The 15,405-nt window shown below is 44.4% G+C and carries 9 protein-coding genes, 3 tRNA genes and 2 rRNA genes; 2 read left to right on the top strand and 12 right to left on the bottom strand.

Translation table 11 applies throughout. From position 1 onward, the window contains the following. Nucleotides 1–738 precede the first annotated feature (738 nt). Nucleotides 739–1,647, top strand: coding sequence for a LysR family transcriptional regulator (locus ACKX2L_RS00070; protein WP_497551918.1), 909 nt, complete (start codon nt 739–741; stop codon nt 1,645–1,647). Here the strand turns inward: ACKX2L_RS00070 and ACKX2L_RS00065 are convergent. The 6 genes from ACKX2L_RS00065 to ACKX2L_RS00040 form a co-directional block, all read right to left on the bottom strand. Further along, the gene (locus ACKX2L_RS00065) at nt 1,610–4,165 is read right to left on the bottom strand and encodes an ATP-dependent DNA helicase (RefSeq protein WP_497551919.1); all 2,556 of its coding nucleotides are present in this window, start codon (nt 4,163–4,165) and stop codon (nt 1,610–1,612) included. The genes ACKX2L_RS00070 and ACKX2L_RS00065 overlap by 38 nt on opposite strands. Before the next feature lie 167 nt (nt 4,166–4,332). Continuing rightward, nucleotides 4,333–4,518, bottom strand: coding sequence for a carbohydrate-binding module family 20 domain-containing protein (locus ACKX2L_RS00060; RefSeq protein WP_497551920.1), 186 nt, complete (start codon nt 4,516–4,518; stop codon nt 4,333–4,335). 28 nt (nt 4,519–4,546) lie between these two features. Then, on the bottom strand, nt 4,547–6,280 hold the full coding sequence (locus ACKX2L_RS00055) for a glycoside hydrolase family 13 protein (RefSeq protein ID WP_497551921.1): 1,734 nt from the start codon (nt 6,278–6,280) through the stop codon (nt 4,547–4,549). Nucleotides 6,281–6,282: 2 nt separating this feature from the next. Beyond that, nucleotides 6,283–7,131: a sugar ABC transporter permease gene (locus ACKX2L_RS00050; protein ID WP_497551922.1), complete on the bottom strand. Its 849-nt coding sequence runs from the start codon at nt 7,129–7,131 to the stop codon at nt 6,283–6,285. After that, nucleotides 7,128–8,552 (bottom strand): carbohydrate ABC transporter permease, encoded by a 1,425-nt coding sequence (locus tag ACKX2L_RS00045; RefSeq protein ID WP_497552364.1) that lies wholly within the window; start codon nt 8,550–8,552, stop codon nt 7,128–7,130. The genes ACKX2L_RS00050 and ACKX2L_RS00045 overlap by 4 nt, the downstream gene beginning before the upstream one ends. A gap of 75 nt (nt 8,553–8,627) precedes the next feature. Continuing rightward, entirely contained in the window at nt 8,628–9,902 is a 1,275-nt protein-coding gene (locus tag ACKX2L_RS00040; protein WP_497551924.1) for an extracellular solute-binding protein, read from the bottom strand. A gap of 257 nt (nt 9,903–10,159) precedes the next feature. Here ACKX2L_RS00040 and ACKX2L_RS00035 point away from each other — a divergent pair, with 257 nt between their 5' ends. Then, nucleotides 10,160–11,152, top strand: a complete 993-nt coding sequence (locus tag ACKX2L_RS00035; protein ID WP_497551925.1) for a LacI family DNA-binding transcriptional regulator — start codon at nt 10,160–10,162, stop codon at nt 11,150–11,152. 95 nt (nt 11,153–11,247) lie between these two features. Here the strand turns inward: ACKX2L_RS00035 and ACKX2L_RS00030 are convergent, their stop codons facing one another. The 6 genes from ACKX2L_RS00030 to rrf form a co-directional block, all read right to left on the bottom strand. Beyond that, nucleotides 11,248–11,478, bottom strand: a complete 231-nt coding sequence (locus ACKX2L_RS00030; RefSeq protein WP_497551926.1) for an HPr family phosphocarrier protein — start codon at nt 11,476–11,478, stop codon at nt 11,248–11,250. A 193-nt stretch (nt 11,479–11,671) separates the two neighbouring features. Then, a tRNA-Trp gene (locus tag ACKX2L_RS00025) sits at nt 11,672–11,744 on the bottom strand. Between the two features lie 143 nt (nt 11,745–11,887). Continuing rightward, a 23S ribosomal RNA gene (locus ACKX2L_RS00020) occupies nt 11,888–14,787 on the bottom strand. Between the two features lie 300 nt (nt 14,788–15,087). Continuing rightward, nucleotides 15,088–15,160, bottom strand: a tRNA-Ala gene (locus tag ACKX2L_RS00015). 48 nt (nt 15,161–15,208) lie between these two features. Further along, nucleotides 15,209–15,282 (bottom strand) — tRNA-Ile (locus ACKX2L_RS00010). 6 nt (nt 15,283–15,288) lie between these two features. Continuing rightward, a 5S ribosomal RNA gene (gene rrf / locus ACKX2L_RS00005) occupies nt 15,289–15,405 on the bottom strand.

Genomic DNA, 15,405 nt, shown 5'->3' with positions numbered 1-15,405 from the left:
TTGAATTTATATGATACCTTGTATTATATTATTGTTACTAATATAATACATGCAAAGGACATGCAAACAATCCTTAGCAGGGACGCATGGCGGACAAATATAGGACATGCAAACAATCCTTAGCAGGGATGCATGGCGACACATGGCGATACATGGCGACACTTGGCGACGCATGCCGGAAGGGACGCATGCCAGACAAATTATCGTAATAGAAGGAAAATTTTCAAAATACGATAGTAATGGCCTCGAAAAGGCGGCTTTTTTGCTTGAAATATCGTAATACAAGCTTACTTTATTGTTTACGATAGTAAGTGGATGCTTTCACTATCGTGATTTTGAAATTCAGACTGTATTACGATAATTGCACTTGAATCCCGGTCTGGCGCTATCGTAATTTTGAAATTCAGGCTGTATTACGATAATTGCACTTGAATCCCGGTCTGGCACTACTTAGCAGGGACGCATGGCGGACAAATTATCGTAATAGAAGGAAAATTTTCAAAATACGATAGTAATGGCCTCGAAAAGGCGGCTTTTTTGCTTGAAATATCGTAATACAAGCTGACTTTGTTTTTTACGATAGTAAGTGGCTGCTTTCACTATCGCGATTTTGAAATTCAGGCTGTATTACGATAATTGCACTTGAATCCCGGACTGGCGCTATCGTAAATAAGAGGTTTAAAGTTTAAAAAAAAAGAGGTTTAAAGTTTAAATAAGAAAGAATAAGAAAGGTTTCACATGGACGTAAATTACGAACTGTACAAGGTCTTCTATTATGTTGCATCTTCCTTGAGCTTCTCGGAAGCCAGCAAGGCGCTCTATATTTCCCAGTCGGCGGTCTCCCAGTCCATCAAGACCCTGGAGAAAAAGCTGGGCCAACCCCTCTTCTACCGCACCACGAAGAAAGTCAGCCTGACGCCGGCCGGCGAGCTTCTGATGAAGCACATCGAACCTGCGATCAACCTCATCCACCGCGGCGAGGAGACCCTGTCGGACGACGCTGCCATGCAGTTCGGCCAGCTCCACATCGGTGCCAGCGACACGATCTGCCGCTATTTCCTGGTACCTTACCTCGAGCAGTTCCATAAAGCCTACCCCCAGGTGCCGATCAGGATCACCAATGCCACCTCCTTCGGCTGTGTCGAGCTTCTCGAGCAGGGAAATGTAGACCTCATCCTCGTAAACTACCCCAATGCTTCTCTCTCACCGTCCTGCATCACCCAGTCGGTCGCAGAATTTCGGGATGTCTTCATCGGAAATCCGAACTTCTTTTCCTTCCCGGACAAGCCCATGACCTTAAAACAGGTCAGTGAATATCCCCTTCTCATGCTGGACCGGAAAAGTACCACCAGCGACTATCTCCACAAGCTTTTCTTAAAGCACCAGCTGGAGCTTGTCCCGGATGTCCGCCTGTCCAGTAATGACCTTCTGATCGACTTGTCACGGATCGGCCTTGGCATCTCCTTCGTTCCGGACTATTGCATCCGGGAGCGGGAGGAAGAAAGCATGCAGGACAAGCACAACCTGAAGATTCTTCCTCTCACCGAGACAATTCCGGCCCGCCGCATCGTTGCCGCAGCAGATCCCAACCTGCCTCAGAATGCCTCTGTCAAAGCTTTTTTAGGCTTACTTCCGAATCTTGGATAAACGTGGAATCGTCTCCTGCAGAATCCAGAGCAGGACCGGGTTTTTCTACTGCAGAATCCGGAGCAAGACCGGGATTTTCTACTGCTGAATCTGGAGCAGGACCGGGTTTTTCTACTGCCGAATCTGAAGAAAGCCCGGGATCCTCCTCTTCCACCTGCTTCCAGAAATTCTCCAGCTGTCCTCCCACCGTATCCACAGTACAAGTCTCGATTTCTCCCCACTCTCTGGGGAGAATTTTTTTATAGTCACTCCAGAGAAAGCGTTGGTCCAGAAGGAGGATGACACCCCGGTCCTCTTCGGTTCGGATGACGCGGCCGGCTGCCTGGAGGACCTTGGCCATGCCCGGATAGACATAGGCATAGGAGAAGCCTTCCTGCCTGGTCTCCTCAGCCTGATCGAAATAATCCCTCAGAAGATTCTGCTCGATATTGACCTGAGGCAGGCCGGTGCCAATGATAGCCGCCCCGATCAGGCGGTCCGAAGTCAGATCGATCCCCTCCGAAAAGAGCCCGCCCATGACACAAAAGCCCAGAAGTCCCGAAGGATGATCTTCCTCAAAATTGGCCAGAAATTCTGCCCGCTCTGAATCCCCCATACCGGAGGATTGTGCGATCGTAAGAAGGCCCGGCGGACAATGAAGAAGAAAGGCCTGGTATACATTTTCCAGAAAACGGTAGGAAGGAAAGAAGGCCATATAATTCCCGGGCTTTGCTTTGACCATTGCGGCTAAATATAGGGCATAGCGCAAATAAATATGATCCCCGCGTTCTCTGTAACGACTTGTGACATCCGTCCCGATCAGAATGCAGGACTGGTCCCGGCGGAAAACGGTCTCTGCGTAGACGGCATAGGGATTTTCCTCGGTGCAGAGCAGGTTTTTATAATAGCGGACCGGCAGGAATGTCGCTGAAAAGAAGACCGTTCCTTTGGAGCGGTCCAGCCGGGTCTGAAGCTGTCTGGAGGGGTCCATACAAAAGAGATGGATGCGAAAGGTCCCGTCTTCACCGTAGTCACAATAGATCCGGTAGCGCTCGTCCATTTCCTCGGTCCTGTCCAGAAAATTCCTCAGATTGAAATAGAATTCGACCACTTCATCCCGTTCCGGGAAAGAGATCCGCTTCTCCAGGAATTTTTCCAATTCAGAGGCCAAATTCATGCATTTGAAGGTAAAGGCATCGATCTCAGGCAGGAGAAGGACTTTCTCGCAATCCCTCTTCCACTCCAGCATCGCCCGGTTGACCCGATCCAGCTGGGTACAAACCTTTTTGGCCCGGTTCTTCAGGATCTTTTTGATATGGAGGAGGTCTTCCTTGACAAGAGTCGCTGAATACATGGTCCGGCTCCGGTCCACCAGATTATGGGCTTCATCAATCAAAAAAATGGCATTGGCCCGCTCGCCCTCGCCGAAAAAGCGTTTGAGATAAGCTGTGGGATCGAAGACATAGTTATAGTCACAGATGATATTGTCGCACCAGGAAGAGAGGTCCAGACTAAACTCAAATGGACAAACCTTGCGCTCGATGGCATATTCCTGAATCTTTTCCCTGGTGAAGAGGTCGGATCCGGTCAGAAATTCATAGACAGCATCATTGACGCGGTCGAAATGTCCCAGTGCATAGGGACAGTCGTCCGGGTTGCAGGAGCGCTCTTTTAAAGGACAGATCCTGTCCTTGGCAGTCAATTCTACGGTCTTACCCCGATAACCGCCCTTGGAAAGGAGTTCGATCGTATCGATGGCAACTTTCTTGGTGACAGACTTTGCCGTTAAATAAAAGATTCGCTCGCCTAGCCCCTCTCCCACTGCCTTGATGGCAGGATATATGGTTGCCAGGGTTTTGCCCGAACCGGTCGGTGCCTGGATGAAAAGGATCTTATTCTCTAAAATGGTATGATAAACCGACCCGATCAGGTGATGCTGGCCGGGTCTATATTTATAAGGAAAAGACATGTCATGGATGGACTGAAGAGATGTCTTCTTCCAATGGATCTGGAAGTCGGCCCAGCGTTTGTAGCAGTCGATCAGATTCGAGAACCAGGTATTGAGCTCCTCGAAGGAGATGTCCTCCTCGAAACGACGGATGTCCTCGGTGTCCAGGTTACAATAGGTCATCCGGACAAAAACAGAAGAAAGCTGATTGGCCTGGCCGATGATATAGGCATAGACTTTCGCCTGGGCCAGATGGACAGGTATGGGTTCCTGCATAGCGTCGAGATCCAGGTAAACGCCTTTGATCTCATCGATGCCATAAGGGATCTCCTCATTCATAAAGACTCCATCTGCTCTGCCTTCGATCATCAGGTCATAATCACCGAAGGAGCGGATGATGGAAAGCGGTACCTCGGCATGATAATCCGATCCCATGCTCTTCTGGATCTTCCGATGGATCCGACTCCCGGCCTGCATGGACTTATAGGGATCCTGAGAACCGGTACGATCATCAATGTCCCCGGAGCGGAGGAGAAATTCCACGAGATTCCGAACAGAAATATGGAGGACAGGCCTCGTTTGTGCATCCATTTGTGCATCCATTTGCGTATTCATAATAGTTATGATAGCACAAGGATACAGAAATGACTGCTTGATTCCTAGAAAAAAGCCAGTGCGTAATGTCCTATTTTAAGTCAGAAAATGACCAGGGCATTGGTTTGCCCTGGTCTTTGAAGGGTATATGAGATAAGATCAGGTTACCAGTCAAATGAATAGCTATTTTGACCTTGTTTTACATGCAAAGTATGGTTGCTACCGCTTTCCCATACCACATGACCTGAACCATCTTTCTTGATTGCTTTGAACTCTATATCTTTATTTTGGGGAAGCTTAACTTTTACCTTCCAATTAGGATCATTTGTGCAACTTCCTGGTGCTTGCAAGAATCAGTCCCAATCTTCTTTTTTCATGCTATGCCTCCAATTTATAAATATTCCCACTGTAAGCATCTAACAAGCCAATTTCTACAGTCTTTAGAAACAACGCCTCCCATTTCTTACTCTGAAGATTCCTTGGTAATTGAAATCTTTCTTTTTTATTACTGTTGTTAATTACAACTAATAGTGTCTCTTCATCATTTCTACGGATAAATGCGTAGATGCCAGTCGAATCATCACATAAAATTGTCCGATATATTCCTTCAGATAGCGCTCTATGTTCATTTCGCAAATGAATCAAAGATCTGTAAAATTGGTATTCTTCAGACTGTATTCTGTTCCATGGCATTGGCATTCTGTACTCAGCCTCAGTAACCCCCTGACATCCCAATTCATCGCCATAGAAGACAGATGGTATGCCTTCGGTGCAAAACATATAAAATGCAGCTAGTTTTAATTTCCGCCTGTCTCCATTGCAGTAACTTAAAAATCTCGGAACGTCATGGGTGTCCAGAAAATTCATTTGTGCTTTCATCACCATATCAGGATACCGCATAAACATGTGCTGCATTTTTGCATCAAACTCCGATACCTGAATTGTGTTTTTCGCAAAAAACTCCCTGCAGTTGTAGCAAAAAGAATAATTCATAGTCGAATCAAATTGATCACCTCTCAACCATACCGTCGAATCCTCCCAGATCTCTCCGATTAGAAAAGTATCCTCTTTCTCCTCATGAATTGCCCTGCGAAACTCCCTCCAGAAGTTATGATTAATTTCATTGGCCACGTCTAAGCGCCATCCATCGATATCTGCTTCGCGGATCCAGTATCGACCCACCTCACAAAAATACTGCAAAACCTCAGGATTTGACGTGTCAAGCTTTGGCATTTCCTTGACATAGGCATAGGTTTCATAATTAGGAGGGTCTGTAAAAGATACGGGATATTCCACTCTATAAAACCAATCACGATATTTTGAATCCAATCCATTCTTGAGTAAATCTTGAAAGGCAAAAAATCCGCTTCCACAATGGTTAAATACACCATCCAAAATGACGTGGATACCTGACTTATGACAGATTCTGACCAGTTCTTTTAATTCCTCTATTGTCCCAATGCAAGGATCTATCTGTTTATAATCAATCGTGTCATATTTGTGATAGGAGGCTGCCTTAAAAATCGGATTAAGGTATATACAAGTAATTCCAAGATTTCGAATATAATCCATATTTTGAATGATCCCCTGCAATGTACCTCCATTCCGACATTCGGAGACCAGGCCATTACCTAGGTCAATCCTTTTTCCTTGTTTTGAAATCTCACGTCTACCAGAAGCAAAACTGTCAGGAAAAATATGATACATGACCATATTTTTCGACCACTCAGGGAAACGAAGTGCATCATCTCTATGAAGATAAGGATATTGGAAAAACTGTGTCCGATCGAAATCAATTTCTTTCGAAAAACCATATTCACAAAAATATATTTTTTCTCTTTTTCGATCACAAAGCTCAAAATAGTAGCAAATTCTGGTATAATCTGAAACCACTTCAACTTCATAGTAATCGCGAAGCAGGTCACTCGCTACTAATTCCATAGAAATGGGGGTCATTTCAATTGGTTTCCTCGGGCATACTCTATCGCCAAAAAATAACACACAACTCTCTAAATCTCCCCTTGCAGCAGAAAGGCGTATCGTCAAATATCCATTTGAATTGATATAAGCATCTTTTGAAATCGGCTGATGCCATACTGCACTATAATTCATAATTATCCTTTCACTGCTCCTCCTGTAACGCCTTCCACATAAAATTTCTGCATGATAACAAAAAGAATAGAAATTGGAACAGCAACCACAATGCCGCCCGCGCAGAACAGTGAGAAGTATTTACCAACCAAAGACTTCTGAACCAGATTGTATAATCCCATTGCCACAGTCCAATCACGAGGATCTCTGGATCGAATCATTAACTGAGCCATAACAAAGTCCATCCAAGGTGCCAAAAAAGAATTGATTACTGTGTATACAATCATTGGTTTCGATAAAGGAATAACAATGACAGAAAAGATTGTCAGCTCTGATGCTCCATCTAGTTTTGCTGACTCACGCAGCGATGACGGAATAGTATCAAAGAATCCTTTTAAAATCAGAAATCCAAGACCCGATCCCGCAGAATAAATAAGAATCAAACCTACAATACTATTTGTCAGTCCAATCATCTTCATTACAAAGTAGATTGCAATCATAGATAGAACACCCGGAAACATTCCGAGAATAATGGAAAAGCTCATCAGTTGCTTTCTACCACGGAATCTCATGCATGAAAATGCATATGCTGTCATTAATACAAATGCACTTGAGATCAGGCAGGTAAAAACACCTATAATCATAGAATTTCGGAACCAGGCAGGAAAATTAGCTACGGTATCCGGCCGAAAAAATAACTGATAATAGTTACCCAGAGACCATTCTGTCGGAAAAAAATGCATCGTATTGATGCCCTTATAAGCAGACAATGAGGTAACAAATAACCAAATGATCGGTATCAGCCAAAGCAAGGCAAGCATTCCTAAAACCAGATGCCTGAGGATTGGTCTCACAACCTTTTTGGAAATCATTGAAATTCCTCCTCTCTGTTATCCCGAATGAATCTGGCAAAATTAATCAAAGTCAAAAAGACGCAAATCACAAAGCAGCAAATTCCTATAACGGAAGCCATCTTGAAATTCGAATAGTTGTTTGTCAAATTAAAAAGCCATGTTACAAGGAGATCTACTTCTTTGGCATTTGCATTCGCAAACTTCATGTTAGTAGTCGTAAAATCAGTAGTAAGAAGGTAAATCACATTGAAGTTATTAATATTTGCGATGAAAGCCGTCAACAAACTCGGTCCAGTCACAAACAGTACATAGGGCATTGTTATTTTCCAGAAAATCTGCCTCTCACTGGCGCCATCAATCTTAGCGGCTTCGAGTTGATCCTGAGGAATATTCATCAAAATTCCTGTAGCAGACAACATCTGATATGGAACTCCGACCCAAATATTTATTAATATCACCATGATATGCGCCCAGATTGGCTTTGACAAAAACGGTACATAATTCAGGCCACGTGACACCAAACCTATATTCTGTAGAAAGCCAGTTAGCCCGCTTGTATTACAGAAAGCATTCACTATCCCATGGTTGCTAAACATTTTACCAACCAAAAGCAGAGAAACAAATTGCGGAATTGCAATCGTTATAACAAATAAAGACCGCCACATTTTTTGCCAGTGAGTACGCTTATCATTGATAAATTTGGCTAGAAAAATCCCACCGAAATAAGTTGTAAATGTGGAACAGAAAGCCCAGATGAAAGTCCAAAGAAGTATTCTTACGAAAACATATCCAAATGAATCTGTAATACTTGTAGTAAAGAGCGTTTTAAAATTACTCAATCCCACCCAGGTAAATAAATAGGTTGGGGGTTGATGATTTTTATCATAATTTGTAAATGCAATACAAATCATGAATAAAATAGGGATAATATTTACTAATAAGACTCCGATCGCCGGAAGACCTAGGAGAGTGATATAGAACTTACCATTAATCAGTTCCTTCAAATCTTCCCTGAAATTATTAATATGTTTTCCCGCTTCTCTGTTTCTTTGTACCTGATAAATATGTTTCTCATTCTGGATAAAGAACAGGATAAATATGACAGTAAGTACAATGCCTACGAGACTGAATAAAAGGATCAAAAGCGAATTGTCATAGTGATTCACCGTTTTAGTCATTGTCAGAGGATCAAATTGTTCCTCTCTCTGCACTGTACCTAAAGTACTCAATTTGGGCAAATATTTTAATGTAACCTGTACAGTAAACAAATAAAATATGATCTGAACAGCCTGTACCAGTACACCTTTGAATATCTGTCCATTTCGAATATGTCCGGCTCCCATAAGAAGGACAGACATTTTTGTCCAAATATCTCCATTAGCAAATGCCTTACCAAAATGCAAGAAATAATCTTTTAGCCCGGTCACTGCTTTCTTCATATGTCCCCCATCCTTATTAATCAAAACTGCGGAAATTTCTTTCCGCAGCTTTGATTAAATTTCAAATTATTTTTGTTACTGAGCCTTTTGGCAAATTCCCTTTACAGCGTCATCCAACAACTTCTGTGCATCTGAATAATTACCTTCTACCAGGGATTCACCCAAAGATGCGGCCGGATCCCAATAAGCATTACCTACTCGCTGAAGGGATGAATATGGTGACTGTGCAGCCAAGGCATCCAATGCAGGAGAGGATGCTCCTTTCACAGCCTCAATATTCGCAGGGCCATCACCGGTTGCATTGAAGATCTTTGTCTGATTCTCCTGATTTGTGATAAATTCAGCGAGAAGCATGGCCCATCCGGTCTGCTTAGAATACGCATTAACACCTGCAAATTTATAGCCGGCAAAAGAAGCCATTTGAACTTGATCGCCGTTTACCGTATAAGTCGGAAGCTTTGCAGCAGCGTATCCATCTCCATAAGCTTTTTTGAAAGCTTCTGATGCCCAGGTACCATTAACATCTGCTGCCATCTTGCCATCCAACGCATAGGCCTGAGCATCTTCATTTTTACAATTCACAAAAGCACTATTTTTACAAATATCCGTTACTGCTTTAGCAACATCAGAGCCCTTGTACTTTGTGTCCGTTGCGTTCCAATTACAGGAATTTGAACCATCCTTATTCATGGTCATATCCAAGCCTGCGCCTTTGAAGAAACTATAGAGATACCAGGCACCGCTTGCCTCCATACCAACGGTCTTTCCGGACTCTCCTGCTTTTTTCAAAAGCCCATCCATGGTTTTTACATCATCATCGGAAAAAACATTTTTGTCATAGAACAAGAAATATCCATTGGATGCTGTCATAGGATAAGCATAAAGTTTACCATCGACAGATGCAGCTTTAACCGTCTGCTTTGAATTCGTCTTTTTCGGATCATAGGTATAGCTTGCATCTACACTCTGCAAAGCACCCGCATCTACCAAACCTTGCAGCTGATCATCCGGGAAAACGAAAACATCGGCTGCTGCCTCAACATCCTTTAATACATCATCTTTACAATTTGCCTCAGACTCAGACCCAATCGTAATGTTAAAATTAACCTTCGAATACTTTTTCTTGAAGTCTTCGGTGATTTCTTTCATAACAGACTGATATTGATCTGTCTCTGAGCACCAGAGAGTAAGGTTTACCGGTCCCTTTGTATTATCAATCAAAGATTGGACCGGATCTTTAGACGTCTTCTTCTGCTTTGCAGCAGTATTATCTGTACTGTTTTTGCCACATGCTCCTAAAGTTCCTACCATAGAAACGGCAAGCAAAAGGCTTAATAGTTTCTTCTTCATTCTCAACTTCCTCCTCATAATAAAACATCAGTTTTCCAATGCGGATGCAAGAAAATTTTCCTTATTTCTTGCATGTTTTCCTAACAAGTCTGATTATAAAACCGCAGTTTTACAGGAGTCAATGAATAAACCAATTTTACATCCATGTTTATTAGGAAAACGCTATACCAAAAATTTGATTTTGTGCAAGTTTCATATGCACTATTATGATATAGTTATCTAAGTAAATGAAGTGTTCTAATGGAGTATGATTGACTATGAAAGCTACGATTCGCGATGTTGCAAGAGAAGCGGGAGTATCTATTTCAACTGTATCAAAAGTAATGAATCATTGGAAAACGATTTCACAAGAAACAGTTGATCGGGTTCAAGATGCTGCCACAAAGCTTGGCTACACTCCTAATGCCAGAGCAGTAAATTTTGCACGTGGTAATACGCATAACGTCATATACCTATCTGATTTAAAAAGAGGAGCGGCGTACCAAAATCCACATTTATTCGACATCATGTGCGGTGTATTTTCCAGTCTTGCCAAGAATGGCTATACCATGACTCTTATGGATATTTCTAACGAAGATCATCCTAATGAAACAATAGAGAACATTATTAAAGAAAAAAGTGCCGATGGAATTGTAATACACGGATCTGTAATAAATCAAAAAGTTGCAAACTTGATTGTTGATCATCAGTTCCCACATATCGTTATCGGTCATCCGGACTTTGATAATCGTCTCTGCTGGATCGACACAAACCACGCACTGGCAGGCCAGCATGCTGCTGCTTACCTGATTAAGCGCAAGGCTCTCCCTGCCGTTTTTATAGCTGGTCGAAAAACTGATTTCATTTCAAAAGAGCGTGAAAATGGATTTCGAAAGTATCTTAGACATAATGGATACTCTCTTCAAACAACAGATGTAGCTTATACAGATTCATCGTGGGAAATGGCGTATCAGGCTACAAAAGAATTTTTGAATAGATCAACTATTCCCAAGGCAATTGTAACCGAAAACAACACGCTTGCAGTTGGTGCAGCTCGAGCACTTCGGGAACTTTCAGACGAAAAATCCAATGAAATTGTATTCCTAACATTTGATATCTATCCGTATACCACAATTCTGGATCCACGTCCGGACGTTATAGACATAAATGTTTATGAACTCGGAATACAAGTCGGCGAAATGATCATTCGCAAGATCAATAATCCAACCTTAATGATTCAAAGCTATTCCACTCTACCGGAAATCATCTAAGGTATATCTTCTTCAAATACAAAGAGCCAGTGCTTTAAAAGGCACTGGCTATTAAAAGCTTGATAAAAAATTTTAATCCTTGCAACTCTGAAAAATCAGGCAGCAACCATAAACTTCGAAGCAGCTCTCTCAAATTCTGCATCTCTCTTCTGGGCTACAACCTGAAGGAGCCGTTTGGTTCCCATTGTCAGTACTCCGAGAAGGGACTTGGCATCTAATGCAATGCTTCCGCTATACAGATCGATATCAAAGTTACACTGGGAAGCAGCATTTACAAACTCCTGTGCATCTTCAGCTGAATTCAGCATAATAGTAAATTTCTTCATAAATAGAACTCCTTTCGGCAGCTTGGAACGAAGATAAAGAATGTCCACTGCCACATATATTACAGTACGTTGATATAATCAATCGTCGCACCGGGCAATAATATAACACGTTTTGGAAACGATTTCAAGAAAAACAGTTTCCATTTATCGAATTGTTTCAAAAAAATAACCGGTGAATCACCTCACCGGTTAACAGGGCCAGAAGGACTTGAACCCTCGACATTTGGTTTTGGAGACCAACGTTCTACCAACTGAACTATAGCCCTCTATCGTTCCTTCAAAACTTCATATAGCTTGTCACGATTTCTTCGAAATCGTGACTGGTCTCAATCCGTTAGGATTGAGACCCCGTTTAACCCTTCGGATCAAACGAGAAAAGATTGTCCTTCCAACTTAGTCGTAAACCTTCTTGATCAAGCCTTCGATCGATTAGTAACAGTCAGCTCCATGCCTTACGGCACTTCCACCTCTGACCTATCTACCTTGTACTCTTCAAGGGATCTTATGTCCTTAATGGACGGGATATCTCATCTCAGGGGGGGCTTCACGCTTAGATGCCTTCAGCGTTTATCCCTTCCGGACTTGGCTACTCAGCGATGCCTTTGGTAGACAGCTGATACACCAGTGGTCCGTCCAGCCCGGTCCTCTCGTACTAGGGCCAGCTCCCTTCAGATATCCTCCGCCCGCGCCGGATAGGGACCGAACTGTCTCACGACGTTCTGAACCCAGCTCGCGTACCGCTTTAATGGGCGAACAGCCCAACCCTTGGGACCTGCTGCAGCCCCAGGATGCGATGAGCCGACATCGAGGTGCCAAACCACTCCGTCGATGTGAACTCTTGGGAGTGATAAGCCTGTTATCCCCAGGGTAGCTTTTATCCGTTGAGCGATGGCAATCCCACTTTATACCACCGGATCACTAAGTCCTACTTTCGTACCTGCTCGAACCGTCGCTCTCGCAGTCAGCCTCCCTTCTGCCTTTGCACTCTTCTAATGGTTTCCAACCATTATGAGGGAAACTTTGAGCGCCTCCGATACCCTTTCGGAGGCGACCGCCCCAGTCAAACTCCCCGCCTGGCATTGTCCCCCGACCGGTTTACGGCCGCAGGTTAGAAATCCAATACTGCAGGGGTGGTATCCCAACATCGGCTCCTTAAAAACTGACGTTCTTAATTCTTCGCCTCCCACCTATCCTGTACATGCAGTATCGAATCCCAGTACCAAACTGGAGTAAAGCTCCATGGGGTCTTTCCGTCCTGGCGCGGGTAACCAGCATCTTCACTGGTACTTCAATTTCACCGGATGCATTGTCGAGACAGTGCTCAAATCATTACGCCTTTCGTGCGGGTCGGAACTTACCCGACAAGGAATTTCGCTACCTTAGGACCGTTATAGTTACGGCCGCCGTTTACTGGGGCTTCAATTCAAAGCTTCGCTTACGCTAACCTCTCCTCTTAACCTTCCAGCACCGGGCAGGCGTCAGCCCATATACTTCACCTTTCGGTTTCGCATAGACCTGTGTTTTTGCTAAACAGTTGCTTGAGCCTATTCTCTGCGGCCATCCCGGAGGATGGCACCCCTTCTCCCGAAGTTACGGGGTCATTTTGCCGAATTCCTTAACAATGCTTCTTCCGTCGGCCTTAGGATCTTCTCCTCATCTACCTGTGTCGGTTTACGGTACGGGCTTAGTAAAAACAATAGCGGCTTTTCTCGGCAGTGTATCCTTGCGCTTCGCTACTTTGATTTCGCTCCCTTCACGCTTCAAGATCCTGCAGCGGTTTTCCCTGCTGCCTCCCTCGGCGCTTCGACCGGTCTCTCCATTCCCGGCTCGCATCTTTACCCTGCGTCCCCACAGTTCTGTTTTACTAAGGTACAGGAATCTCAACCTGTTGTCCATCGACTACGGCTCTCGCCCTCGCCTTAGGCCCCGACTTACCCAGGGCAGATCAGCTTTACCCTGGAATCCTTAGATATTCGGCCGAAAGGATTCTCACCTTTCTCTCGCTACTCATTCCGGCATTCTCTCTTCTTATCTCTCCACCTGTCCTTTCGGTCAGGCTTCTCTAACATAAGAATGCTCCTCTACCGATGTAATAAATTACATCCCGCGGCTTCGGTGTCGTGTTTTAGCCCCGGTACATTTTCGGCGCAGAACCTCTCGACTAGTGAGCTGTTACGCACTCTTTGAATGCTTGGCTGCTTCTGAGCCAACATCCTAGTTGTCTTCGAGATCCCACATCCTTTCCCACTTAACACGCACTTTGGGACCTTAGCCGGCGGTCTGGGCTCTTTCCCTTTTGACCACTCAACTTATCTCGTGCAGTCTGACTCCCACGCTTCATCTCCATGGCATTCGGAGTTTGATATTCTTTAGTAAGCTTTGACGCCCCTGCGGAAATTCAGTGCTCTACCTCCATGGGACATACGTGAGGACAGCCCTAAAGCTGTTTCGAGGAGAACCAGCTATCTCCGGGTTCGATTGGAATTTCTCCCCTATCCACACCTCATCACCACCCTTTTCAACGGATGTGTGTGCGGTCCTCCACTGCCTTTTACGGCAACTTCAACCTGGACATGGATAGGTCACCCGGTTTCGGGTCTACCTCCACTGACTTCTTTCGCCCTCTTTAGACTTGGTTTCCCTTCGGATCCGGACTTTCATTGCCCTTATCCTTGCCAGTGAACGTAACTCGCCGGACCGTTCTACAAAAAGTACGCGGTCGTACGTCGCAATGATCGTACTTCCACAGCTTGTAAACACAGGGTTTCAGGTTCTCTTTCACTCCCCTCCCGGGGTCCTTTTCACCTTTCCTTCACAGTACTATGCGCTATCGGTCACTAAGGAGTATTTAGGGTTACGGGGTGGTCCCCGCTTATTCCATCAAGGTTTCTCGTGTCTCGATGTACTCTGGATCCTGCTCTCTTTCTCTCGCTTCGCTTACGGGGCTCTCACCCTCTTCGGCCGGCTTTCCCAAAACCGTTCTGCTCGCGTTTGAAATGATAAATGCAGTCCGAACCCCGGAACGCACGCGCTCCGGTTTGCCCTCTTTCCCGTTCGCTCGCCGCTACTTGGAAAATCGATGTTTCTTTCTCTTCCTCCGGCTACTTAGATGTTTCAGTTCACCGGGTTCCCTCCGTTTACCTATGGATTCAGTAAACGGTGCCATGAGTTTCTCATGGCGGGTTTCCCCATTCAGATATCCACGGATCACAGCTCATTTGCAGCTCCCCGTGGCTTTTCGCAGCTTATCACGTCTTTCTTCGGCTCTTAGTGCCTAGGCATCCACCCTGCGCTCTTTTTTGCTTGATCGGTTTTCATAAGTCTTTAAATAAGATCTCTCTTATCGTTTCCTTATGACGGAACTGCTTTCTGTTATAGCGTTAACAATTCACAGTTCCCGATCTCTTTAAAAAATCATTTCCTTGACTTTCGTCAATTCCCTGATTCCTTAAAAAAGATCTTCGGTTTACATTATTGTTTGTTCTCGGATGTCTGTGTCATACTTCAGATCTTAATAAAACTTTCGTCTTCTTAAAATCTTCTTTATGACGATATCTTTTCTTATCTATATGAAGTTTTCAAGGTACACATCAGGATCTTTCGATCCAGTGGAGATGAAGAGATTCGAACTCTCGACCCCCTGCTTGCAAGGCAGGTGCTCTCCCAACTGAGCTACATCCCCATATTTACTTTTTCTAATGTTCTCCCGACAGGTCTCCCTTTCGGGTACTGGGCTTGAGAAGACTCGAACTTCCGACCTCACGCTTATCAGGCGTGCGCTCTAACCAGCTGAGCTACAAGCCCATTTGATTCTGGCAGCCACCTATCCTCCCATGCCGTCTCCAGCATAGTACTTTCGGCCGTCTCGGGCTTAACCGTCGTGTTCGGGATGTTTACGGGTGTTCCCCCAAGCCGCATCGCCACCAG

The organism is Porcibacter vitabionis, assembly GCF_046263795.1.
Classification (GTDB): domain Bacteria; phylum Bacillota; class Clostridia; order Lachnospirales; family Lachnospiraceae; genus Lachnocurva.
The sequence above is the reverse complement of the archived record's forward strand: the minus strand, read 5'-3'. Positions and strand labels throughout refer to the sequence as shown.